The 21,684-nt window shown below is 62.8% G+C and carries 25 protein-coding genes; 19 read left to right on the top strand and 6 right to left on the bottom strand.

The window, feature by feature from the left end:
- Positions 1 to 39 precede the first annotated feature (39 nt).
- From rfaD to waaC, 3 genes are read left to right on the top strand one after another with little or no spacing between them, the layout of a single operon-like run.
- A complete protein-coding gene (rfaD, locus tag NKI24_RS08580; protein WP_352744469.1) occupies positions 40 to 990 on the top strand; it encodes an ADP-glyceromanno-heptose 6-epimerase in 951 nt (316 codons plus the stop codon).
- Positions 963 to 1,970: a lipopolysaccharide heptosyltransferase II gene (gene waaF, locus NKI24_RS08575; protein ID WP_352743205.1), complete on the top strand. Its 1,008-nt coding sequence runs from the start codon at positions 963 to 965 to the stop codon at positions 1,968 to 1,970. The genes rfaD and waaF overlap by 28 nt, the downstream gene beginning before the upstream one ends.
- Positions 1,967 to 2,950, top strand: a complete 984-nt coding sequence (gene waaC / locus NKI24_RS08570; protein ID WP_352744466.1) for a lipopolysaccharide heptosyltransferase I — start codon at positions 1,967 to 1,969, stop codon at positions 2,948 to 2,950. The genes waaF and waaC overlap by 4 nt, the downstream gene beginning before the upstream one ends.
- A gap of 206 nt (positions 2,951 to 3,156) precedes the next feature.
- Here waaC and greA read toward each other — a convergent pair whose 3' ends face one another.
- Together greA and NKI24_RS08560 are read right to left on the bottom strand one after the other, a co-directional pair.
- The gene (gene greA / locus NKI24_RS08565; protein ID WP_023719113.1) at positions 3,157 to 3,630 is read right to left on the bottom strand and encodes a transcription elongation factor GreA; all 474 of its coding nucleotides are present in this window, start codon (positions 3,628 to 3,630) and stop codon (positions 3,157 to 3,159) included.
- Between the two features lie 326 nt (positions 3,631 to 3,956).
- A complete protein-coding gene (locus NKI24_RS08560; RefSeq protein WP_352744464.1) occupies positions 3,957 to 4,508 on the bottom strand; it encodes a tetratricopeptide repeat protein in 552 nt (183 codons plus the stop codon).
- Positions 4,509 to 4,744: 236 nt separating this feature from the next.
- Here NKI24_RS08560 and NKI24_RS08555 point away from each other — a divergent pair, with 236 nt between their 5' ends.
- The 4 genes from NKI24_RS08555 (at position 4,745) to NKI24_RS08540 (ending at position 7,882) form a co-directional block, all read left to right on the top strand.
- On the top strand, positions 4,745 to 5,170 hold the full coding sequence (locus tag NKI24_RS08555; protein ID WP_023678354.1) for a DUF3775 domain-containing protein: 426 nt from the start codon (positions 4,745 to 4,747) through the stop codon (positions 5,168 to 5,170).
- A 99-nt stretch (positions 5,171 to 5,269) separates the two neighbouring features.
- Positions 5,270 to 6,142, top strand: coding sequence for an extensin-like domain-containing protein (locus NKI24_RS08550; RefSeq protein ID WP_502900816.1), 873 nt, complete (start codon positions 5,270 to 5,272; stop codon positions 6,140 to 6,142).
- Between the two features lie 111 nt (positions 6,143 to 6,253).
- A complete protein-coding gene (locus NKI24_RS08545; RefSeq protein ID WP_352697615.1) occupies positions 6,254 to 7,108 on the top strand; it encodes an extensin-like domain-containing protein in 855 nt (284 codons plus the stop codon).
- A gap of 66 nt (positions 7,109 to 7,174) precedes the next feature.
- Complete coding sequence (locus tag NKI24_RS08540) at positions 7,175 to 7,882, top strand: LssY C-terminal domain-containing protein (RefSeq protein ID WP_352705314.1); 708 nt, start codon at positions 7,175 to 7,177, stop codon at positions 7,880 to 7,882.
- A 47-nt stretch (positions 7,883 to 7,929) separates the two neighbouring features.
- On the opposite strand, the gene NKI24_RS08535 is transcribed toward NKI24_RS08540, so the two are convergent.
- A complete protein-coding gene (locus NKI24_RS08535) occupies positions 7,930 to 8,949 on the bottom strand; it encodes a zinc-dependent alcohol dehydrogenase family protein (protein WP_352744460.1) in 1,020 nt (339 codons plus the stop codon).
- A 127-nt stretch (positions 8,950 to 9,076) separates the two neighbouring features.
- Between NKI24_RS08535 and NKI24_RS08530 the strand changes: the two genes are divergently transcribed.
- The 3 genes from NKI24_RS08530 to NKI24_RS08520 all read left to right on the top strand — a co-directional run bounded on the left by NKI24_RS08530 (position 9,077) and on the right by NKI24_RS08520 (position 12,202).
- A complete protein-coding gene (locus tag NKI24_RS08530) occupies positions 9,077 to 10,018 on the top strand; it encodes a LysR family transcriptional regulator (RefSeq protein WP_352744457.1) in 942 nt (313 codons plus the stop codon).
- 59 nt (positions 10,019 to 10,077) lie between these two features.
- Positions 10,078 to 11,388, top strand: coding sequence for a hemolysin family protein (locus tag NKI24_RS08525; protein ID WP_352744454.1), 1,311 nt, complete (start codon positions 10,078 to 10,080; stop codon positions 11,386 to 11,388).
- Between the two features lie 76 nt (positions 11,389 to 11,464).
- Complete coding sequence (locus tag NKI24_RS08520) at positions 11,465 to 12,202, top strand: class I SAM-dependent DNA methyltransferase (RefSeq protein WP_352744451.1); 738 nt, start codon at positions 11,465 to 11,467, stop codon at positions 12,200 to 12,202.
- A 133-nt stretch (positions 12,203 to 12,335) separates the two neighbouring features.
- On the opposite strand, the gene arr is transcribed toward NKI24_RS08520, so the two are convergent.
- Positions 12,336 to 12,743: an NAD(+)--rifampin ADP-ribosyltransferase gene (gene arr / locus NKI24_RS08515; RefSeq protein ID WP_502901437.1), complete on the bottom strand. Its 408-nt coding sequence runs from the start codon at positions 12,741 to 12,743 to the stop codon at positions 12,336 to 12,338.
- A gap of 197 nt (positions 12,744 to 12,940) precedes the next feature.
- Between arr and NKI24_RS08510 the strand changes: the two genes are divergently transcribed.
- Positions 12,941 to 13,234: a hypothetical protein gene (locus NKI24_RS08510; RefSeq protein ID WP_352645009.1), complete on the top strand. Its 294-nt coding sequence runs from the start codon at positions 12,941 to 12,943 to the stop codon at positions 13,232 to 13,234.
- Between the two features lie 44 nt (positions 13,235 to 13,278).
- Here the strand turns inward: NKI24_RS08510 and NKI24_RS08505 are convergent, their stop codons facing one another.
- Complete coding sequence (locus NKI24_RS08505) at positions 13,279 to 13,569, bottom strand: hypothetical protein (protein WP_352450454.1); 291 nt, start codon at positions 13,567 to 13,569, stop codon at positions 13,279 to 13,281.
- Here NKI24_RS08505 and NKI24_RS08500 point away from each other — a divergent pair.
- The 4 genes from NKI24_RS08500 (at position 13,568) to NKI24_RS08485 (ending at position 17,589) form a co-directional block, all read left to right on the top strand.
- On the top strand, positions 13,568 to 13,918 hold the full coding sequence (locus NKI24_RS08500) for a hypothetical protein (protein WP_352450455.1): 351 nt from the start codon (positions 13,568 to 13,570) through the stop codon (positions 13,916 to 13,918). The two genes, NKI24_RS08505 and NKI24_RS08500, sit on opposite strands and share 2 nt — an antisense overlap.
- 78 nt (positions 13,919 to 13,996) lie before the next feature.
- Positions 13,997 to 15,991 carry an ABC transporter ATP-binding protein/permease gene (locus tag NKI24_RS08495; protein ID WP_352744443.1) on the top strand — a complete coding sequence of 665 codons (1,995 nt, stop codon included), beginning with the start codon at positions 13,997 to 13,999 and terminating at the stop codon, positions 15,989 to 15,991.
- A 257-nt stretch (positions 15,992 to 16,248) separates the two neighbouring features.
- Positions 16,249 to 16,722 carry a VOC family protein gene (locus tag NKI24_RS08490; protein WP_352450557.1) on the top strand — a complete coding sequence of 158 codons (474 nt, stop codon included), beginning with the start codon at positions 16,249 to 16,251 and terminating at the stop codon, positions 16,720 to 16,722.
- Between the two features lie 84 nt (positions 16,723 to 16,806).
- Entirely contained in the window at positions 16,807 to 17,589 is a 783-nt protein-coding gene (locus tag NKI24_RS08485; protein WP_352450457.1) for a class I SAM-dependent methyltransferase, read from the top strand.
- Positions 17,590 to 17,628: 39 nt separating this feature from the next.
- On the opposite strand, the gene gcvA is transcribed toward NKI24_RS08485, so the two are convergent.
- Entirely contained in the window at positions 17,629 to 18,522 is an 894-nt protein-coding gene (gene gcvA / locus NKI24_RS08480) for a transcriptional regulator GcvA (RefSeq protein ID WP_352450458.1), read from the bottom strand.
- Between the two features lie 207 nt (positions 18,523 to 18,729).
- On the opposite strand from gcvA, the gene NKI24_RS08475 reads away from it, so the two are divergent.
- From NKI24_RS08475 to NKI24_RS08460, 4 genes are all read left to right on the top strand, one after another.
- Positions 18,730 to 18,915 carry a DUF1127 domain-containing protein gene (locus NKI24_RS08475; RefSeq protein ID WP_352450459.1) on the top strand — a complete coding sequence of 62 codons (186 nt, stop codon included), beginning with the start codon at positions 18,730 to 18,732 and terminating at the stop codon, positions 18,913 to 18,915.
- A 72-nt stretch (positions 18,916 to 18,987) separates the two neighbouring features.
- Positions 18,988 to 19,473 carry a VOC family protein gene (locus NKI24_RS08470; RefSeq protein WP_352450460.1) on the top strand — a complete coding sequence of 162 codons (486 nt, stop codon included), beginning with the start codon at positions 18,988 to 18,990 and terminating at the stop codon, positions 19,471 to 19,473.
- A gap of 34 nt (positions 19,474 to 19,507) precedes the next feature.
- Positions 19,508 to 20,233, top strand: coding sequence for an SDR family oxidoreductase (locus NKI24_RS08465; protein WP_352586823.1), 726 nt, complete (start codon positions 19,508 to 19,510; stop codon positions 20,231 to 20,233).
- A gap of 234 nt (positions 20,234 to 20,467) precedes the next feature.
- Complete coding sequence (locus NKI24_RS08460; RefSeq protein ID WP_352744439.1) at positions 20,468 to 20,902, top strand: FKBP-type peptidyl-prolyl cis-trans isomerase; 435 nt, start codon at positions 20,468 to 20,470, stop codon at positions 20,900 to 20,902.
- Positions 20,903 to 21,684: the final 782 nt, after the last annotated feature.

Genomic DNA, 21,684 nt, shown 5'->3' with positions numbered 1-21,684 from the left:
TATAAGGGCCGGAATCGACAAGCGAGACCAGAGGCTTTCATGATCATCGTCACGGGCGGCGCCGGCATGATCGGTTCCAACATCGTCGCCGCGCTCAACGCCGACGGTTTCAGCGACATCCTCGTCGTCGACGACCTCACCGACGGCCACAAGATCGCCAACCTCGCCGATCTCGAGATCGCCGATTATCTCGACAAGGACGATTTTCTGGCGCGGATGGAGGCCGGTGACCTCGGCCGCATCGAGGCGGTCTTCCACCAGGGCGCCTGCTCGACCACCACCGAATGGAACGGCAAGTTCATGATGGAGGTCAACTACGCCTATTCGAAGCGCCTGCTGCACGCCTGCCTGGCCCTGCGCGTGCCGTTCCTCTATGCCTCCTCCGCTTCGGTCTATGGCAGCGGCGCCGAGTTCCGCGAGGAGCCGCAATGCGAACGGCCGCTGAACGTCTATGCCTATTCGAAAAAACTGTTCGACGACTATGTCCGCCGCACCGTTTTCGATACCGATCACTCGCCGGTCGCGGGCCTGCGTTATTTCAACGTCTATGGACCGCGCGAGGCGCATAAGGGCGCCATGGCCTCTGTCGCCTTCCATCTGTTCAACCAGGTCGAGCAAGGCCAGAACCCGAAACTGTTCGGCGCCTATGGTGGTTTCGGGCCCGGCGAGCAGAGCCGCGACTTCATCCATGTCGGCGATGTCGCCGACGTCAATCTGTGGCTGTGGAAACGCGGCTCGAGCGGCATCTTCAACTGCGGCACCGGCAAGGCCCAGCCGTTCCGCGCCATTGCCGAAACGGTGATCGATACGCTCGGCCAAGGCCAGATCGAATTCATCGAGTTTCCCGACCACCTCAAGGGCAACTACCAGAGCTTTACGCAAGCTGATATGTCCCGCTTGCGCGCAGCCGGTTACAATGGCCAGTTCCGCACAGTGGAAACCGGCGTTAGAGACTATGTCGAATGGCTGAAAGCCCAACGATCCTCGTGATCGGCCCACGCTGGGTGGGCGACATGGTGATGGCGCAGTGCCTGTTCCAGGCGCTGAGGGAGCTTCATCCGGATGCCGCCATCGACGTGCTGGCGCCGGCCTGGGCAGCACCGCTGGTCAAGCGCATGCCCGAAATCCGCCAGCAGATCGACCTGCCGCTGCAATCCGGCGCGTTCGAATTCCGCATCCGAAGGCGCTTCGGCCGCCTGCTGCGCGGCCGCTACGACACGGCCTTTGTCCTGCCGGGAAGCTGGAAGTCGGCGCTGATCCCGTTCTTTGCCGGCATTCCGCGCCGTGTCGGCCATCTCAAGGAAATGCGTTACGGGCTGCTGACCGACATCGTGCCGTTGCCCGATCGCCTGAAACGGCGCACCGCGCAGGCCTATTTCAGCCTTGCCCGTGGTGGCGCCTTCCAGGCGCCGAAGCTCGCCGTCGATCAAGCCAGCCAGGCGGCACTGCTCAGCCGTTTCGGGCTGACGGCGGCGAAATTCGTGGCAGTCATGCCCGGCGCAGAATTCGGCCCGGCCAAGCGCTGGCCGAGCGAACACTATGCCGGCCTTGCCCGCGAGATGATGGCGAAAGGGTTTGGCGTCGCGCTGTTCGGGTCGAAGAACGACGCTGAGGTGACGGCGGAAATCGCCGCGCTGGCTCCGGGCGCCGTCGATCTTGCCGGCCAGACGCGGCTCGAGGATGCCATCGACCTGATCGCGGCGGCGAGGCTCGCCGTCTCCAACGACAGCGGGCTGATGCATGTCGCCGCCGCCGTCGGCACGCCGGTCGTCGCCGTCTACGGCTCGACCTCGCCGCAGAACACGCCGCCGCTCGCCGAGCGCCGCGAACTGGTCTGGCTCGGCCTGTCCTGTTCGCCCTGCCACAAAAAAATCTGCCCGCTCGGTCATCTCAACTGCCTGAAGACGCTGGAGGTCGAACGCGTCGTGGCGGCGGCGGAGCGGCTGCTGGAAATGCCGGCCGCCGCATGAAAGTGCTGATCGTCAAGACATCGTCCATGGGCGACGTCATCCACACCTTCCCGGCGATCGAGGACGCGCGCCGCGCTCGGCCGGATATCTCCTTCGACTGGTGTGTCGAAGAGGCATTTGCCGGCATCGTGGCGCTGCATCCAGCCATCCAAACCATCCACAGCGTGGCGATCCGGCGCTGGCGCAGGAAGCTGCTCGAGCCCGGCACATGGCGGGAAGTGGTCGGCTTGCGCCGGGCCTTGCGCGATTGCCGCTACGACCTCGTCCTCGATGCACAAGGCTTGCTGAAATCGGCGCTGGTGGCGCGGCTGACGGCAGCACCGATCGCCGGGTTCGATCGGTCGAGCGCCCGCGAGCCTTCGGCAAGCCTGTTTTATGGCCATCGCTTCGCCGTGCCGCGCGGCCTGCACGCCATCGAGCGCACGAGACGCCTGTTCGGGCTGGCGCTCGGCTACGAGCCGGATTTTTCCCGGCTTGAATCGGGCATCGTGCCGCCGGCCGGAAGATCGATTCTTGTCGGTGAAAAGACCGCCTTCCTGCTGCATGGCACCAGCCGCGAGGACAAGAAATGGCCGGTCGATGACTGGATCGAAACCGCCCGCCTGCTGGTGGACAAGGGGATGACGCCGGTCACCACCTGGTCGAACGACCGGGAACAGGCGGTTGCCGAGGCGATCGCCGGTGCCGTTTCGCAGACCGTGGTGGTTCCCAGGTCGTCGCTAGCCGAGATCGCCGCCGTCATCGGCGGCTCGACGCTGGTCATCGGCGCCGACACCGGCCTGACCCATCTCGCCAGCGCTTTCGGCCTGCCGACGGTGGCGATATTCCTCGCTACCGAGCCCGGCCTGACCGGCCCGCGCGGACCATTCTCATCGACGCTGCTGGCCAGGCCCGGTGACAGCGTCACCCCGCCGGAGGTGATGGCGGAAGCCGAGAGGCTTGTGGAGCGCCAGACGCTTGATCAGGCCGGTGGCCGCTGATTTGCTCAATCAATTCAATCGGAAGGTCAGCGCTGCCCCCTTCCCTTCTCCCCTTGTGGGAGAAGGTGGATCGGCGCGAAGCGCCGAGACGGATGAGGGGTGTTGGACGGAGTGCGGAGGGAGCCAAGCTGGAACACCCCTCATCCGACCTCGCTTCGCGAGGCCACCTTCTCCCACAGGGGGAGAAGGCAGAGCAGCGCCAATCCCTAGATGAACTGCACCTGGACGATCTCGTAGCCCCTGGCGCCGCCCGGTGCGTTGACCTCGATGGCGTCGCCGACTTCCTTGCCGATCAGGGCGCGCGCGATCGGCGAGGAGATCGAGATGCGGCCGGATTTCACGTCCGCTTCCTGGTCGCCGACGATCTGGTAGGTCTTTTTCTCCTCGGTATCCTCGTCGACCAGCACCACGGTGGCGCCGAACTTGACCTTGTCGCCGCTGAGCTTGGTGACGTCGATCACCTCGGCCCGCGCGATCAGGTCCTCGAGTTCGTTGACCCGGCCCTCATTGAGGCTCTGTGCCTCTTTTGCCGCGTGATATTCGGCATTTTCGGAGAGGTCGCCATGCGAGCGCGCTTCGGAAATCGCCTCGATGATACGCGGCCGCTCCTGTTGCTGGCGCCAGCGCAGTTCTTCCTTCAATGACGCGAACCCCTCGCCTGTCATCGGGACCTTGTTCATAATGCCTGACCTTTCCTGCCGCCGCCCCCGCAATCGGGAGCGACCTTGTCGATGGTACAAAAAGAAAACGGTCCGGCAGCCTCGCTAACGGAACCGTCTCACCACAATCTTGCAAGATATAGCAATCTTCGCGGGTTTTTCACGTCCAAAAAGTCGGATTTTGAAAAATCATCCACCGATTGCGCGGCTGACCCCACGTCAAGCGGGGGTTTCCAAGATCGTATCGTGTACCGTGATGCCAAATCTCGGTTGTGGCCAACATGTGCAGCACAGCAAAAAACCGGCTGCGATCGCTCACAGCCGGTTATGAGGAGCGTTCCGGAGGATCAGCTCCTCATAAAATGATCGATCTGCTCCGACAGCATGCCGTATTCGCGAGACCCCTTGCCCGTGCGCTTCTCGATCTCGCGGAGCTGTTCCTGGGCGCCGGCAAGATCGCCGATCTGCAGGTGCGCCTCGCCGAGATATTCGCGCACCAGCGTGTAATTCGGGTCGATGCGCAGCGCTTCCTCGTAATAGCCGAGGCCGACGGTGACGCGGCCGGAATGGCGGTGCGAATAGCCGAGATAATTGAGGATGCGCGGGTCCTGCTTGTTGGCGGCGAGGCTGAGCACGGCGATCGCCTCGTCGTAGCGTCCATCCATCGCCAGCGCGCGACCGGCATCGTAGATGCTGTCGTCGTCCAGCATGCCTTGCTTCGGGGAGACGCATTTCTTCTGTTTCTTGTCCCACGCCTCCCCCTTCTTGCACTGGGACTGGCCGCCGCCATTGCCGCCGCCACCGCCACCTCCCCCGCCTTCACCAGCCGAAAACGCCGGAGCCGCAATCAGCGGCAGGGCGGCGATGGCCATGGCATAAATCAGCAATCGTCTGCGCATCGAATTCTCCTTTGAACCTGACAATGCAACACTAACGCCGGGCCAACGCCGTTTCGTCCCGGAAAACGTCATCCTATCTCAAAACCGCGATCTCTCCCAGCAAGGCCATCTTATCCCGGGAAGAGAGGGCATCGGAAATCATGCTTCACGATCAACGCCGCCGCGCAAGATAATGTGACGAGCGCTGCAAATCCGCTATCATCGGGCCGACCGAGCACGAAGCAGGGAGACGGCCGGTGCAGCAACGCGTTGAACGAGACTGGGAGCTTTCGATCGGTCCCGACACCGTGCGCCTGTTCATCCTGAAGGCGAAGGCGCTCAGCGCCGCCGTCAACGAAGACTATGCCGATGGCGCCGAGCACGAGGTAGAGCTCGACGGCAACGCGCACGACAACCACCATCATGACGGCCTTGCCGAGGAAAGCTCCGAAGATCTCACCGAAGAAGAACTGCGCGAGCTGATCGATGATCTCAATGTCGACGAAGCGGCTGAACTGATTGCGTTGGCCTGGGTCGGCCGCGGCGACTATGACGCGACGGAATGGACGGACGCGCTGTCCGCCGCCCGCGAGCGCGCCAACAAGCGCACGGCAAAATATCTGCTCGGCATGCCGCTGCTGGCGGACTGGCTCGAGGAAGGCCTGGAAGCGATCGGCGCGTGACGGCGCGGTTACCGATTGTGATCGGCGGCCCCCTCGCTCAAGGCAACTTCCCTGCATTCTGGCCGTTGCGATGTAATGGCGGCGTTTGGCTTTTTCAGATTGGGCAGATTGCTGCTGGCCGTTGCGGCTACGCCGCTGGCGGGACCCGTTTTAGCCAAGGCACCCGACCTACCGCAAACTGCACCGGTTCCGCAGCTCAACCAGCAAGTCACTCCGCCCCCACCAACCGAGATCCCGGTCCCCGAACCGCGCCCGGAGGATGCTCCGGAGCCGCCGGCGATTGCACCGCAGCCGCCCGAAAAGCCGGCACGGGCTGAGCCGCCGGCAAGCCCACCAGGCGCGCCACCAATCCCGGCCGAGGCAGACGAGAAGGCGGAGCAAAAAATCCTTCCTGATCCTCGATCGGCCGCCATTGCCGGGAAAGAAATGCCGGCCGAGGAATTGGCCTGCCGCAGGCGGCTGAAATCAATGGGCGTCGATTTCGAGGAGCGCAAGCCCGAGCATGATACGGCGGTCGGTTGCTCGATCCCCTACCCGATCGTGCTGAGGACGCTCGGCAAATCCATCGCCATCGGCCCGGAGCCCGAGCTGAATTGCCAGATGGCGGAAGCGGCCGCACGCTTTGCTGCTTCGGTCATCCAGCCTGCCGCAAAGGCCGAGTTCGGCGCGGATATTAAATCGATCGGCCAGGCCTCCGCCTTTGTCTGCCGGTCGCGCAATGGCGGCGGCAAATTGTCGGAGCACGCCTTCGGCAACGCGCTCGATATCGCCAGCTTCAAGCTTTCGGACGGGAAGGAGATCGATGTCGGCCCCGCGCCGCCGGAAAAGGACGCGAAATTCCTGGATACAGTGCGCAAGGCGGCCTGCGGGCCGTTCAAGACCGTGCTTGGCCCCGGCAGCGATGCCGATCATTCGCTGCATCTCCACTTCGATCTCGAACCGCGCCGCAATGGCGGCACGTTTTGCCAATGACCTTGCCTATGGGGGCGCCGCAATTTGGCCGCAGGCGTGAACGGCGCCGCTGATTTTTCCTTTACTCTTCAGGTTTAGAGTCTGTGCCATCTAGGGACAGGAACCCTTCCGATGGCCGGGCTATTTCGCGCTGCGCTTGCCGCTGTGCGGCACACAGAATGCGCGCGCATAGCCGGCAGGCTTGCCGCCCTGCTTGCCATTGCGGGGGTCTCCGCCTGCAATACCGGCAGCGTGCTGTCGCTGCAGCCGGCCGTCGATGTCGGCAGCCAGACCGCTGCCGTCCCGCCCAATTCCGACCCGCAATATTCCGGCGCGCAAGATTCCGGGCCGCAATATTCGGGTATGCAGCGCCTCGTCCCGTCCAATCCCTTTATGACGGCCGCCTATCCGCGCCTGGACAACCCGATGTCGCCGGCCGAACAGATGCCGGCCACAGAGATCGATTGCCGAAAGGAGCTGAAACGCCTCGGCGTCGTCTACACCGACGTTGCACCGATCCATGAAGGCCAGTGCGGCATCGACTATCCGGTCAAGGTCTCGGCCATCGGCAGTGTCGAGATGAAGCCGGCCGCGACGCTGACCTGCGACATGGCCGCCACCTTTGCCGGCTGGACCAGGAACGAACTCGTGCCGTCGGCCCGCTGGCGCTATTTCTCAGGCGTCAAGACCATCCACCAGGGCTCGAGCTATTCCTGCCGCAGGATTGCCGGCGAAGGTGTTTTGTCGGAACACGGCAAGGGCAATGCGCTCGACGTGATGAGCATCGAGCTTAACAATGGCGACGACATCGACGTCCGCAAGCCCGGCCTGTTCGCCTTCCGCACGCGCGGCTTCCTCAACAATGTCCGCGCCGATGGCTGCCAGTATTTCACCACCGTGCTCGGCCCCGGCTACAACTACGACCACCGCAACCATTTCCATTTCGACATCAAGAACCGCAAGAACGGCTATCGCGCCTGCCGCTGATTGCAGCCCCTGCCCAAGACTTGCTGCGCCGGTTAAGATGGTGCGCAGACGCTTGGGTGGTGCCTCTTGAGCCAACGAAGCCTTCGACGACGTGCAACGACCTGGCTGGTGGCATGCTGTGCCGCTTATCTTTCGCTCGCCTATTTCGCCGCGCCTGAGTTCTGGACGTTACGGGACCGCAATTTTCGCAATCAGCAATTCGAGATGGTGACGCACACGCCGCAAGGCATTCCGGGCGATCCGATCAATGTCGGCCTGGTCGGCATGAAGAAGGAGCTTGTCCATGCTTTTGCCGTCGCCGGCTGGGATACGGCAGACGCGATCACGCTGAAGACGGCGATCGAGATCGGCGAAAGCGTGCTGTTTAACCGCCCCTATCCCGACGCGCCGGTCAGCCGGCTGCTGTTCGAAGGCCGCGCCCAGGACCTAGCCTTCGAAAAGCCGGTCGGCGACAGCGCCGATCGGCGCCACCACGTCCGCTTCTGGCAGACCGATGCGACCGGAGACGACGGCCGGCCGCTTTGGCTTGGCTCTGCAAGCTTTGACCGCGGCGTCGGCCTCAGCCATGACACCGGCGCGATCACCCATCATATCGGCCCCGACATCGACGCCGAGCGCGACGGGCTGATGCGCGACCTCTCCGCCGCCGGCATGCTGATCTCGACCAGCGAGATACCAGGCGTCGGCGCCACGAAGACCGGGCGCAACGGCGAAGGCGATCCCTATTTCACCGACGGCAAGGCCATCATCGGGGTCCTGCTGCAACTGCCGTAGGCGCGCAATCGGCCTTCCCGTCTGACAGCCATTTCGTCCCGACGGGTTCAGGGCACGGTGATCACGATCTTGCCGAACGGTCCTGTCTCCAGACGCTCAAATGCCTGCGGCACCTCGTCGAAGCCAAACACCTTGTCGATCACCGGCTTGATGGCAAGCGTCTCGATCGCCTGGTTCATTCGCTCGAAAGCGCGGCGGTGGCCGATCGATATGCCTTGTACGACGATCCGGTTGCGCAGGAACGGAATGATCGGGAAACTGAGCTCCATGCTGCCGAGAAGGCCGATGAGCGACAGCCGGCCGTCGGCGCCCAGCGCATTGAGCGAACGCCGCGCATTGTCGCCGCCGACCATTTCCAGCACATGGCTGACGCCGGCCCCGTTTGTCAGCTCGCGCGCGGCCTCGTCCCACGCCGTCGGGCTGCGATAGTTTATCCCTTGCCAGGCGCCGAGCGCCTTCGCCCGTTCGAGCTTCTCGTCGCTGCTCGAGGTGACGATGGCGCGCAGGCCGAAGGCGGCGGCGAACTGCAGCGCAAACAGCGACACACCGCCGGTGCCCTGGATGAGAACGGTTTCGCCCGGGATCGGCTTGGCCGCCTCGACCAGCGCGAACCACGCCGTCAGCGCCGCAATCGGCAGCGTCGATGCCTCGACGTCGCTGAGCGACGGCGGCGCCGCCACGGCGGCATCCTCATGAAAAAGCACATGCTCGGACAGCATGCCGGGCAGTGACGAACCAAGCGTATGCTTGTGCAGCACCGGCGGGGCGTCGCCGTCCGGCCAGTCGGCGATCACCTGGCCGAGCACGCGCTGCCCGATGCCGAAGCGGCTGACTTCGCTGCCGGTGGCGACTACTTCGCCTACCGCGTCCGATGTCGGCACGAACGGAAAGCTGAGGTCCGGTATCAACACGCCATCGACGATCATCCTGTCCTTGTAATTCAGCGATACCGCTGTGACGCGTACCAGAAGATCATGCGGCCCGGGTTGGGGCAGCTTTCCACCAGCCGGCTTCAACCTGGACAGGCCGAAACCGTTCATCTGCCAGGATCTGTTTTCGGTGCTCATTTGGTTCGCGCTCCGTGGTTGATGATTGCGCGAGACATTTACGCCGTTTCACTATGGAGAAAAGTGCTTCCATGTGGCATGTTCTGCAACAGATTAAGGAGCAAAACTCTACAATAGGAGCGCTTCATTGGAATCGGCCAATTTGCAAGGCATCGTCGCATTCGTTCACGCGGTGGAGGCCGGCAGCTTCACCGGCGCTGGCGCACGGCTGCATGTCACCAAATCGGCGGTCGGCAAGTCGATCGCGCAGCTGGAACAGCGATTGGGCGTCCGCCTGCTCAACCGCACCACCCGCAGCCTCAGCCCGACCAGCGAGGGCCTGAGCTATTACGAAGCCTGCGTCAGGGCACTGGCCGAGATCGAAGCCGCGCAGTCACTGCTGGCTTCGCGCAAGCAGGTGCCTTCCGGGCGGCTGCGCGTCGACCTGCCTTTGGCCTTCGGCCGGCGGTGCGTCGCCCCGGTTCTGTTCGACATTTCCAAAAAATTCCCGGACCTGACGATGGAAATCTCGTTCAACGACCGGCGCGTCGACCTGATCGAGGAAGGCATCGACCTGGCGGTGCGCATGGGCGACCTCGACGACAGCTTGTCGATCGCCGCGCGCCGCATCTATGCCCAACGTTCGGCCATCTGCGCCGCCCCCGCCTATCTCGACGCCCATGGCAGGCCGCAATCGATGGAGGACCTGGCCAGGCACAGCCTCATCGGCTACGGCCGCGACGGCACGGTCCATCCCTGGACCGTCAGGCATGTCGACGGCCGTCTCGAAAAATTCGTGCCCAAGGCGCGGCTGGTGCTCGGCCACGGCGAACCGATGCTCGATGCGGTACTGGCCGGCTGCGGCATCGTCTACCTGCCGACATGGCTGACGGCCGACAGCATCAGGCGCGGCGAGCTCGAAATGGTTCTGTCGGACTGTCTTGTCGAAAACACCTTGGTGCATGCCATCTGGCCGGTAACACGCAATCTCGCGCCAAAGGTGCGCGTCGTCGTCGACGCCCTGATCGAGCATTTTTCCGCGCCGCCCTGGGATGCGGCATGGGTGCCGCCTGATTGCCCGGCTCGCTAAATTTAAAAAGCGCGACCGTCCTATTTTCGAAAACCGCGCGGCAATGCTATGGACCCGGCATGCTTTATGCTGAAATTGCCATCGTGGTCGTCCTCATCTGCGTGAACGGCCTTCTGTCGATGTCCGAACTCGCCATCGTCTCGTCGCGGCCGGCGCGCCTCAAGACGATGATCGACCGCAACGTCAAGGGCGCCGGCCGGGCCCTGGCGCTCGGCGCCAATCCGGGAAAATTCCTGTCCTCGGTGCAGATCGGCATCACTTTGGTCGGCGTCTTGTCCGGTGCCTTTTCCGGCGCCACGCTCGGCGAGCGGCTGGCCACCTCCCTGGCGTCGGCCGGCATCCGCGAAAGCCTCGCCGATCCGCTCGGCGTCGGCATCGTCGTCGCCCTCATCACCTATGGCTCGCTGATCATCGGCGAACTGGTGCCCAAGCAGATCGCATTGCGCGACCCCGAACGGGTAGCCGTCAGGGTCGCGCCGGCAATGACCATCCTCGCCAGCGTCTCGGCGCCGCTGGTCTTCCTGCTCGATTTTTCCGGCCGCGCCCTCCTGTGGCTGCTTGGCCAGCGCGGTCAGAGCGAGGATAAGGTCACCGACGAGGAGATCAAGATGCTGGTCGCCGAAGCCGAGCACCACGGCACCATCGAATCCGACGAACGGCGGATGATCGCCGGCGTCATGCGGCTCGGCGACCGTGCCGTGCGCGCGGTGATGACGCCGCGCACCGAGGTCGACTGGATCAATCTGCAAGCCGATGAGGCGGCCATCAGGAAGCTGCTGATGGACACCCAGCATTCGCGCCTGCCGGCCGGCGACGGCGGCGTCGACGCCATGATCGGCGTCGTCCAGACCCGCGACGTGCTGGCCGCAATGCTCGGCGGCCGCGCTCTCGACCCGCGCCGGCACGTGCGCGCCGCGCCAATCGTGCATGACCAGGCCGACGCGCTGGACGTGCTTGCGACGCTGAAGGAATCGGACGTGCCGATGGCGCTGGTGCATGACGAATACGGCCATTTCGAAGGCATCGTCACCCCGGCCGACATTCTGGAAGCGATCACCGGCGTCTTCCGTTCCGACCTCGATGCCGGCGACGAGGAAAACGCGGTCAAGCGCGAGGACGGCTCATGGCTGCTCGCCGGCTATATGCAGGCCGACGAGATGGCAGAGGTCCTCGGCATCGACCTACCTGAGAGCCGCGATTACGAAACCGTCGCCGGCTATGTGCTGTCGCATTTGCACCATCTGCCGGCGACCGGCGAATGTGTCGACGCGCAAGGCTGGCGCTTCGAGGTCGTCGACCTCGACGGCCGCCGCATCGACAAGCTCATCGCCACCCGCCTGCCCGGCCGCCACCGCGAGGTGGTGCGGTAACGATCGACGCGATTTATGGGCTATATGCTCGCGGCGACACCGCTCGCACAGTCAAAGTTGATTGGGAATACCGCCTATGGTCGACCACCTTTTCGCCGACCCATATCTCGCTGCCGTCTACGATGCCTGGCACCCGAGATCTGCGCGCGACGACTATGATTTCTACCTGCCCCGCATTCTAACAGCAGACGCGGTGCTTGACGTCGGATGTGGAGCGGGCACCCTCCTTCACGAGGCACGCCTGGCCGGACATTCAGGGCGGCTCTGCGGCATCGACCCAGCACCCGGCGTGTTGGATCGCGCACGAACGCGCGCGGATATCGAATGGGTTCTCGGCGATCTCCAATCGGCCGGCTGGACAGCCGAGTTTGATCTCATTGTGATGACGGGGCACGCATTCCAGGCCCTTGTCAGCGACGAAGACCTGAGGGATTTCATGGCGGCTGTCCGACACGCCCTTGTGCCAGGCGGATGCTTCGCGTTCGAAACGCGGAACCCTTCGGTGCGGGCGTGGGAGCACTGGACACCCGAAAATGCGGTGGTCGTTGAGCTGCCTGACGGGTCGCTGGTGCAGATCACAACAGAGGTGATCACGCCGTTCGATGGACAGACGGTGACATTCACCCACAGGTTCGGCGGAAAGCATCCGAGCCTTCCGCAAGTTAGTCGCAGCACCTTGCGATTCCTCGAGACGGACGCCTTATCGAGCCTGCTGGGGAACGCGGGGCTACGGATCGAACAGCAATTCGGCGGCTTTGACGGCAGACCACTTGGCCCTTCGAGCCCAGAGATCATCACGTTCGCGACGAGATGAAAAGGAGCATCCGCTCTCCAGCCCTGCAAGCAACGACAACTCGCGGACCCATTGCGGACGTGGAGCCGTATTTCGCGGGGACTGCCGCCGACCGTAGGTCAGAGCCAAGCTTGGCAATCGCAGGACTCAGCGATCAATCGATTGCCTCGATGCCTTGTGCCTTCAGCCGTTCGAGATGGTCCTTCATCTCTTTCAGCCGCTCGGGCGAGTGGCCCTGCCACTCGGTGACCTCGCCGGTGATCCTGAGCGGCTCGCGGGTGCGATAGGACTGCGTCGGATTGCCGGGAAATTTCTTGTCCGTAAGATTGGGGTCGTCCATGATCGGGCCGGTTGGTTCCACGATGTAGATCCTTTCGCGTCCGTCACCGGCGGCCAGTTCTGCACCCCAGATAGCCGCATCCAGAGTGCCGGTTAGATTGACCCAGGCTGCCTGCTTTCGCGCCCCGTAATTGGAGCTGTAACCGGCTTCGATCAGGTCTCCCGGTTTAAGGTCGGCCCGGGTGCCGTGGTAGAATTGGCGCGGCTTGTCTGAGGCTGTCATCGGCTCGCTACTCATCCTCGTTGTCTCAGGCATCATGGTGTCGTGGCGCGCACTATTTCATGCACGTCATCGAATCAAGCCTCCGGCCGCGCGGTTATCGGACGTCCCCCCATTCCGGTCATCCCGCCCAAAGCACGCTTTCGGTCGGCTGCCGGTGCGGGTATTATCGGCGCTCTGCATGTTACCGAGGTGGAAAAATGGATCTGCAAGCCTTCAGGGATTCGATTGCAAAACCACAGCCGCCAGCCGGCTTGAGCCCTGCCCTGCAGGGGCTGTGGTGGGATGCAAAGGGCGATTGGGCTAAGGCGCACGAGTGCGCGCAGCAGCGCGACGATACGGCGGGCATGCACGTGCATGCCTATCTCCACCGCAAGGAAGGCGACCAGTCGAATGCGGAATATTGGTATCGCCGCAGCAACGCGGCGCCGTCGACCTTAACGCTTGACGAGGAATGGCAAGAGTTGGCACGTACACTTTTGCAGCAAAGCTGACGCTTGCTCAGTCATAGCCGGTCCTGCATCCACTCTCCGGGGTTTCAGCTGGCGCCCTGTGGCTTGTCCCTGCCGTTCCATTCCGCATTGCGCGCCTGCGCCTCTTCGGCGATCAGCTTGAACTCCCGCATCTTCGCAGCTTCGATGGCGAATGCGCGGCTTGGCAGGACGCCAGGGTCCTCCTGACTGTTCTGAAACTGAAAACGGGCCTCCAGTTCGGCCCATATTCGCTCGGGTGCCGTATCCTTGCTGGCAAGCAGCGCAACGACCAGCGCCAGAGTCTCGCGCTGGGCGTTCAGCCGCCCTTCGATCTCTTCATTCGGCAATTCGGACATGCGGGTCGCTTCCGGTTTCTGGCTCAACGGCAAAATCGCACCCTTGTTCCGGAATTCGGGGCTGGCGCGGTCCGGCTGGGCAGCAGATGCTCGCAATCGCAATCGAGATGACCTCTCCTCCTCGATCCTGTTGACTCGGCCGATGGCACTTCTCGCGCCGCTTGCGTCCAGCCTCTTCGAATGCAGCATGCGGACAAATCTTGAGAGCCTGAAGCGAATTGTCGAGATCGCAGCAGGTGATGCTTTGTTGCAGACTGACCCGCAGCCGACGCTCGGCGGTCTGCCCCGCAACGATCAAAGCCTGTCATCGAGAACGACCATAGGCTGCTGCGAGCACCGGAACAGCTGAGAAGCCTTGGCGTTGTTGGCATCTGGGATCTCGAGCGGACGCTATGAAACCTTCTGATTTTTAAGCCGTTATCGCCGGATGCCCGAGGCTAAATTTAAGCTGAAATCGGTTGACGGCGCCCAATCGCGCGATGCCGAGAAGTCGCGCCACGAGAAACAATCGCCTGTCGAAGTCGCGTCCGAGGTCGTCGGCGAGCCCGCGCCGCCGGATGTCACCGAACCCGATCCTGAGCTGACACCTGAAGAGGCCGAGCGGGCGCGCAAGAGATACCTGCTCAAGCGCTTCTGGATCAGCGCGCGCGGTTACTGGGGCGGCAGTGGCGACAAGGTCGCCTGGCCGTTGACGATCGGGCTGTTGGGTCTGATCGTCACCAATGTCGGCTTCCAGTATGGGATCAATGTCTGGAATCGCGCAATTTTCGACGCCATTGAGCAACGCAATGCCCACACCGTATATTGGCTGAGCGCCGTTTTCGTGCCACTCGTGCTCGGAAGCGCCAGCCTTGTGGTGGCACAAGTCTTTTTTCGCATGAGGATACAGCGCCGCTGGCGTTCCTGGCTCACCACCGCGGTCATCGCGCGCTGGCTCGCAAGCGGCCGCTACTATCAGCTGAACCTCGTCGGCGGCGATCATAGCAACCCCGAAGCCCGCATCGCCGAGGATTTGCGGATTGCCACCGAATCGCCCGTCGATTTCATCGCCGGTGTCATCGTCGCATTTCTGTCGGCCTCGACCTTCATCGTGGTGCTCTGGACGATCGGCGGCGCCCTGACCCTGACGATTGCAGGTTCGACCGTCACCGTTCCCGGCTTCCTGGTCATCACCGCAGTGCTCTATTCCGCGATCACGTCCACTTCGATGGCGGTCATTGGCCGCCATTTCGTCCACCTCTCCGAGGGAAAAAATCAGGCGGAAGCCGAGTTCCGCTACACGCTGACGCGCGTGCGGGAAAACGGCGAGAGCATCGCATTGCTCGGCGGCGAGGAGGAGGAGCGCAGCGGCGTGGACAAGACATTTGCCCATGTGCTCAGGCAATGGGCGCTCCTTGCAGGTCAGCACATGCGCACGGCGCTGGTGTCTCAGGGGTCGAGCCTGCTTGCGCCTGTCGTGCCGGTCTTGCTTTGCGCTCCAAAGTTCCTCGAAGGCAGCATGACACTTGGACAGGTCATGCAGGCTGCCTCGGCCTTTGCCATCGTGCAGGGCGCGTTCGGATGGCTGGTCGACAACTATCCCCGTCTCGCCGATTGGAACGCCTGTGCACGGCGCATCGCCTCGCTGATGATGTCGCTCGACGGGCTCGAGCGGGCGGAACAGAGCAACACGCTGGGACGCATAAAGCGCGGCGAGACCGGCGGCGATGCGATGCTCAGCCTGAACAATCTCTCCGTGTCGCTCGACGACGGCACCGCCGTGGTCAAGGAAACCGAGGTCGTGATCGAACCAGGCGAGCGGGTGCTCGTCGCCGGCGAATCCGGCTCGGGCAAGAGTACGCTGGTGCGGGCCGTCGCGGGTCTGTGGCCATGGGGTAGCGGCAGCGTCAACATCCGCGCCGACAGACGGTTGTTTATGTTGCCGCAACGGCCCTACATCCCGACCGGGACGCTTCGCCGCGCTGTCGCCTATCCAGGCGCCGCCGACAACTGGACGCTGGATAAGATCAAGGCTGCCCTCGACAAGGTGGGACTCGACTACCTCAACGACCGGATCGAGGAGGACGCGCCATGGGACCAGATCTTGTCGGGTGGCGAAAAGCAGCGCCTCGCCTTCGCGCGTCTTCTGCTGCACCGCCCCGATATCATCGTGCTGGACGAGGCAACGTCGGCACTCGATGAGAAGAGCCAGGACAAGATGATGGAGATGATTATTCGCGAATTGCCGAAGGTCACCATCATAAGCGTAGCGCACCGCGCCGAGCTGGAGGCCTTCCATAGCCGCAAGATCACATTGGAGCGGCACAAGGGCGGGGCAAAACTTGTCAGCGATATCGAACTCGTCCCGCGCAAGGACAGACGGAACTTGCTCATGCGCCTTCTGAGGCAACGGCGCGCCAACGGAAAGCCAGCGCGACCTTGAGCAAAGCGGCGCTGCCCTACGCAAAGAGTGAGGCCGCCAGTCGGACCAGGCGGACGATCGCCGGTTCGAGTCACTGCCCGCATCTGGTCCTGAAAGCACCAGCCGTGGTACCTTATTCCGGGCAGCTGCTGCTGTCGGAACGTCGATGGCACGAGCGCATTTCCATGTCCGGTGCAACGCCGAGGCCAGCTGTGAAAAACCCGGGTTGATTTCAAAAGCCCAGATTGATTTCGAAAGCAAAGGGACCAGCAATGACAATCGCCAAGAACACGATCTGCCTTTGGTACGACAAGGACGCCGAGGCTGCGGCCCGCTTCTATTCCGAGATTTTTCCCGACAGTTCGGTGAAATCCGTCCACCGCGCTCCCAGCGACTACCCGTCCGGCAAGGCAGGCGACGTGCTGACGGTCGAGTTCACGGTCGCCGGCATCCCCTGTCTCGGCCTCAATGGCGGGCCCGCGTTTAAACACAACGAAGCCTTCTCCTTCCAGATCGCCACCGACGATCAGCAGGAGACCGACCGCTATTGGAACGCCATCGTCGGCAATGGCGGCCAGGAAAGTGCCTGCGGCTGGTGCAAGGACAAATGGGGCATCTCCTGGCAAATCACGCCGCGCGTGCTGACCGAAGCGATGGCCGCCGGCGGCGATGAAGCAAAGCGCGCATTCGAGGCGATGATGGAGATGAAGAAAATCGACGTTGCAGCGATCGAGGCGGCGCGGCGCGGCTGACAGTTCGGGGGTGGCCCGACGCGAAAAGATCAGGGCAGAGCGGCCGGAAATGCTGCCGGCCTATCATCTCCAGGCAGGCGTGCGATGGTGCTGAACTGCGCTGCGTTTTACGACGCCGAACTGCGACGGCACAACGAGGTCTTCAGGGCTGCGGTCAAGGTGGGAACGCGCGATCGCGTGCTCGATATCGGATGCGGTTCGGGACAATCCTCTCGTGATGCTGCCCGTGTCGCGGTGGAAGGCAGCGTGCTCGGCGTGGACGTATCGGCGCAGATGCTCGAGATCGCCCGGAAGTGTAGCGCGAAAGAGGGATTGCGAAACGTCGCCTTTGAGCGCGGCGATGCGCAATTGCTGGTATTTCCGCCTGCCCGCTTCGATCTGTGCATTAGTCGATTTGGAGTGATGTTCTTTGCCGATCCGGCGGCGGCGTTCGCCAATATCGCCCGGGCGATGCGACCAGGGGCACGTCTTGTGTGGATGGTATGGCAATGCCAGGACCGTAACGAATGGGCAACTGCCATTCAGCGGGCAATTGCGCCGGGGACCGCCATATCGAGGGGCGCCGCCACCCCGTTTTCGCTTGGCGACCCCGCCATCACCGCGGAAATCTTGCGTGCATCCGGTTTTGTTTCGGTCGACTTTGCCGAAGTGCATGAGCCGGTCTTCTACGGCCAGGATGTCGATGCGGCCTATGACGCTTTGCTTGGCCTGCAACTGGTCAAGGATCCGCTCGCCCGCGCGGATGTGGATGTCGACGCGGCGCTGCGGCGGTTGCGCGATCTGCTCGACGCGCATTTGACCGCGGACGGTGTGCTTTTCAACTCGCGTGCCTGGATCGTCACCGCGTTTCGGGCGGGCCGATGGTGACTGCGCGATATAGACGATCCTGTTCTCTCGGCCTTCCCGTCAGTCCATTTGCGGCGTGACTTCTGAGAGCAGCCAATCCCGAAAAGCCTTGACTTTGCGCTGACGGATCGCCTCTGGCGGGTAGACGAAATAGAAGCTGGAGGGGGATTTCAGGGCGTGGCCGAAGGGGCGGACGAGTCGCCCGGCGGCAAGGTCGGCCGCAACGAGCATGGTCCGGCCGAGCACCACCCCCTCGCCTTGTGCGGCCGACTCCATGGCAAAGGTGGCAGAGTCGAAGGTAATCCCGCTCTGCGGGTCCACGCCCTCGACCCCGGCGCTTGCTAGCCAGGTCGCCCAGTCGATCGGAAAGCTGTCGCGGATCAGCGTGTGGTGTTTGAGGTCCTGAGGCGTGCGGAGCGGATGTGCACCCTCAAGAAGCTTTGGGCTGCACACTGGAAACACCTCCTCGCCGGTGAGGAACTCTGACGTGAGCCCCGGATAGTTTCCGTTGCCATAACGGACGGCGACATCGATGCCGTCGCCGAGGAAGTTGGTCAGCTTCCCGCTTGTCGAAACCCGCACATCGACGTCGCCATGCGCACGGTGAAAGCGATAGAGGCGCGGCACCAGCCATCTGCCCGCGAAGCCATCGGAGGTGCTGACGTTCAATGTCGAGCTCGAATAGCGGGCTGTTGCTGCCGCGGTGGCGGTGGCCAACTGGGCGAGCGCCTCGCGCACCGCCCGCGCATAGGGCTCGCCAACGGCTGTCAGACTCACCGAACGCGTACCGCGCTCGAACAGCTGCACACCGAGCTGATCCTCAAGATTCTTGATCGCCCGGCTGATCGCACCGTGGGTGACATGAAGTTCCTCTGCCGCCTTGGAGAAACTCAACAGGCGCGCCGCGGCCTCGAAACTTGGCAAAGTGGTGAGGGGAGGCAGCTTCCGGGGCATGGATCGATACCTGTACGTGTGAGTGATGCTCATAGATTGTCGCCGATAAGTCGTTTGTCGTCCAGGCCAGAAGCCGGCATGTTTGCTCGCGTAATCAGTCATTCACCGCCGCTGCAAAAGGCGAGTTTGATGTGACTGATACTCTCGCTGACGAAAGTCGCGGGGCAACTGCTGAAACCAAAACTGCCGCCACTCTGGGAGAGCACCATGAACGCCAAACGAGTTGAACCCATCGTCGACGTCCTGACCGGCATGGCCGGCCGCATTTTCGCCTCGAGCAGCCGGCGCCGGACCGGGCGGCAGATTGCACGCTTCTCGACCCGCCGGCTCGAAGACCTCGGGTTTGCCCGCGACTGGGACGGTTCGGTCTATCGGCCGTCGGACCACCGCTAGCCTGAACGAAAGCAACAGCGGACAGGCTCTTCGCCAAAGATCGCTGTCGCAAGGAATTAATGGAGAACGGACATGGCCACCATCCACCCATTCCTCTGGTTCAACACCGACGCGGAGCAAGCCCGCGATTTCTATCTCTCGGTCTTCAAGAACAGCAAAGCGCTCCAGACCATCGAATACACCGACTGGGTGTCCGGAACCAACAAGACGGTCCCGCATGCCACCTTCGATTTCGAGCTCGAAGGACTGCACCTTACTGCGCTCAATGCCGGGCCGCAGCCGCCCTTCAACGAGCGGCTCTCGCTTTACATCGAGACCAGGGACCAGGCCGAGACCGACTACTACTATGAGGCGCTCACCGCCGGCGGCGGCAAGGCACAACCCTGCGGCTGGCTCACCGACAGATACGGCGTCTACTGGCAGGTCATCCCGGAAATCCTGCCGCGGCTCAGTGCCGATCCGGATCGCGAAAAGGCCAACCGCGTCCGGCAGGCGATGTACGGGATGCGCAAGATCATCATCGCCGACCTCGAAGCCGCCTATGCCGGCAAGGCCTGACCCTCACCGCAATCGCAACGAACGGAGAACCCTCATGACATCGCTCGTGGACAGGAAAGTCATCGTCGTCGGCGGTAGTTCCGGCATCGGTCTCGGCGTCGCGGAAGCTGCTCTCAACGGCGGAGCGAAGGTCGTGATCGTCGGACGCTCGCCCGAGAAACTGCTGGCTGCCGAACGGACGCTCAATGCGGGCCGCGTGACCAGCGTGGTCGCCGACATGACCGACGAAGCGGACGTCGCTCGCCTGTTCGACGAGGTCGGTCCCTTCGATCACCTCGTATCGACCGCCGGAACACTGCCGCCCGGCGATCCGATCGGCAGTACCGACATGGAGGCTGTGCGAGGCTTCGTCGATAACAAGCTGATTGGCGCTGTCATGCTCTCCAAGCATGCTGTGCGCACCCTGAAAGCCGGCGGCTCGATGACCTTCACCTCGGGAATAAATAAGGATCGGCCGCCGGTGCCGGGAGGCTCGGTCGTCTCCGCGATTGCCGGTTCATTCAGCTACTTCGCCCGCGCCCTGGCGCTCGAACTGGCCCCGACGCGCGTCAATGTCGTGTCGCCCGGATGGGTCGATACACCGATGTGGGACATTGTTGGAGAAGCCAAATCCAGCTTCTTTGCCGACATGGCTGCCCGGTTGCCATCGAGAAAAATTCCGACCGCTGCGGACGTCGCCGCCGCCTACCTCTACCTCATGGAAAGCGACTTCACGACCGGCGAGACGATCCGCATCGATGGCGGCCATAACCTGATCTAGCCGCCATTTGCACGCCGCCTGGATGGGCTGAGCCGGCATGACTGCTAGACCGGTGCACTGCTGCCGAAGGCGACGAACGCCGGCGGGTCATGCCGGCGTCGCGCAATCGGGGTTTACATCGGCAGCCAGGTCCCTAGTTTTAGCGTTTCGCGCCGCGCACCTAAGTGTGTGGATGATCGAGGACGGGACCGTGAGCTCTGGCCGGCCCCTCGAAACTTTCAAAGGATGGCTATCATGACACAGGCCAAGAATGGCGACACCGTGCGCATCAATTACAATGGCCGCCTGGCTGACGGCACTCAGTTCGATTCTTCCGGCAACGAACCGCTGCAATTCACGTTGGGTGAAGGACAAGTGATCGCCGGTCTCGAAACCCATGTCGAGGGTATGGAGGTGGGCGCGAAAAGCACCGTCACCATTCCCGCCGACGCCGCCTATGGCCCCCACCGCCCCGAAGCGGTCATGACCGTCGACCGCGCCCGCGTACCAGACAACATCAATGTCGATATCGGCGCTCGACTGCAGGTCAGAACCCCGGAAGGGCGCCCGATGCCGGTAACAGTCGTCGGCGTGGACGACACCAGCGTCAAGCTCGACGGCAATCATCGGTTGGCCGGGCGCGATCTCGTGTTCGACGTTGAACTGGTCGAGATCGTTCAGGCGGCGTAGGGCACGGCAAAGCGCGTGACGGCCATGATTTTCGGGTGACGCATTTCGACCGGCGGTTCCGGCGGTGCGTCACCTGTTTGGAGGCAAAGACCGCGACGGCGGAAATCGTGTAGCGTGCAGCAACCCATAGAGACATTCGGCATCTGGAATGTCCAATTCAGCGTCGCGGTCTCGAGGACCTGTGGAAGGGTAGTGTCTCAGTTTGAAATTAAGACGACGGTCCATCGTAGTCAGGCGGTGGCGGCGTGCCTGGCCACCGAAGCACGACTTCCTCGCAGGAGTCTTGCATGCGCATGACGCGGACGGCGTTGCCGATCACATCGGCGGGGCGCTTCTGGCCTTTAGGTCCGGTGGGCAATTGCTGCCTCCTGAATTGGCCAGCGCTTATACGCGACGACCCAGAGAATGATTATCATTCCCAACGGGACCACAGAGAGAAGCACCCACGCCCGAGACATTCTTAGTCGCCCAAACAGCACCCACGCGGGGATTGCTGTGAGGACTGTCAACAAGGCGAATGGTAGCAACTGAATCGGATCTGACATTGGGTGCCTTCCATGCTTTCCGCTGAGCACATAGGCGGTTTCGCCTAGGCGAGCAAACCGGGATAGGCGCTTTCGCATATTTCAAATTTCAAACTGAGACACTACCTTTGGAAGACCTCGCTTGACAGCCGACTTCTCGTGACAGCAAAGTCTCGTGATGCGGGCGATTGGTTGGAATAGAATTGCGCGTGCCGGGGCAATCGTGCTGATGATTGGCACAAATGTTCCTGCGCCGGC

The organism is Mesorhizobium sp. M0701 (assembly GCF_040320365.1).
In the GTDB taxonomy this organism is placed as follows: Bacteria; Pseudomonadota; Alphaproteobacteria; order Rhizobiales; family Rhizobiaceae; genus Mesorhizobium.
Note: the sequence above shows the minus strand (reverse complement) of the source record. Positions and strands in the feature narration are given on the sequence as shown.

Coding starts and splice junctions, on each gene's coding strand:
- NKI24_RS08465 (WP_352586823.1), top strand. CDS start 19,508: ATGACATCGCTCGTGGACAGGAAAGTCATCGTCGTCGGCGGTAGTTCC.
- NKI24_RS08545 (WP_352697615.1), top strand. CDS start 6,254: ATGGCCGGGCTATTTCGCGCTGCGCTTGCCGCTGTGCGGCACACAGAA.
- NKI24_RS08475 (WP_352450459.1), top strand. CDS start 18,730: ATGAACGCCAAACGAGTTGAACCCATCGTCGACGTCCTGACCGGCATG.
- NKI24_RS08495 (WP_352744443.1), top strand. CDS start 13,997: ATGCCCGAGGCTAAATTTAAGCTGAAATCGGTTGACGGCGCCCAATCG.
- NKI24_RS08535 (WP_352744460.1), bottom strand. CDS start 8,949: ATGAGCACCGAAAACAGATCCTGGCAGATGAACGGTTTCGGCCTGTCC.
- NKI24_RS08500 (WP_352450455.1), top strand. CDS start 13,568: ATGCGGGTCGCTTCCGGTTTCTGGCTCAACGGCAAAATCGCACCCTTG.
- NKI24_RS08460 (WP_352744439.1), top strand. CDS start 20,468: ATGACACAGGCCAAGAATGGCGACACCGTGCGCATCAATTACAATGGC.
- NKI24_RS08520 (WP_352744451.1), top strand. CDS start 11,465: ATGGTCGACCACCTTTTCGCCGACCCATATCTCGCTGCCGTCTACGAT.
- NKI24_RS08560 (WP_352744464.1), bottom strand. CDS start 4,508: ATGCGCAGACGATTGCTGATTTATGCCATGGCCATCGCCGCCCTGCCG.
- NKI24_RS08470 (WP_352450460.1), top strand. CDS start 18,988: ATGGCCACCATCCACCCATTCCTCTGGTTCAACACCGACGCGGAGCAA.
- rfaD (WP_352744469.1), top strand. CDS start 40: ATGATCATCGTCACGGGCGGCGCCGGCATGATCGGTTCCAACATCGTC.
- greA (WP_023719113.1), bottom strand. CDS start 3,630: ATGAACAAGGTCCCGATGACAGGCGAGGGGTTCGCGTCATTGAAGGAA.
- arr (WP_502901437.1), bottom strand. CDS start 12,743: ATGACAGCCTCAGACAAGCCGCGCCAATTCTACCACGGCACCCGGGCC.
- gcvA (WP_352450458.1), bottom strand. CDS start 18,522: ATGCCCCGGAAGCTGCCTCCCCTCACCACTTTGCCAAGTTTCGAGGCC.
- NKI24_RS08525 (WP_352744454.1), top strand. CDS start 10,078: ATGCTTTATGCTGAAATTGCCATCGTGGTCGTCCTCATCTGCGTGAAC.
- NKI24_RS08505 (WP_352450454.1), bottom strand. CDS start 13,569: ATGTCCGAATTGCCGAATGAAGAGATCGAAGGGCGGCTGAACGCCCAG.
- waaC (WP_352744466.1), top strand. CDS start 1,967: ATGAAAGTGCTGATCGTCAAGACATCGTCCATGGGCGACGTCATCCAC.
- NKI24_RS08510 (WP_352645009.1), top strand. CDS start 12,941: ATGGATCTGCAAGCCTTCAGGGATTCGATTGCAAAACCACAGCCGCCA.
- waaF (WP_352743205.1), top strand. CDS start 963: ATGGCTGAAAGCCCAACGATCCTCGTGATCGGCCCACGCTGGGTGGGC.
- NKI24_RS08485 (WP_352450457.1), top strand. CDS start 16,807: ATGGTGCTGAACTGCGCTGCGTTTTACGACGCCGAACTGCGACGGCAC.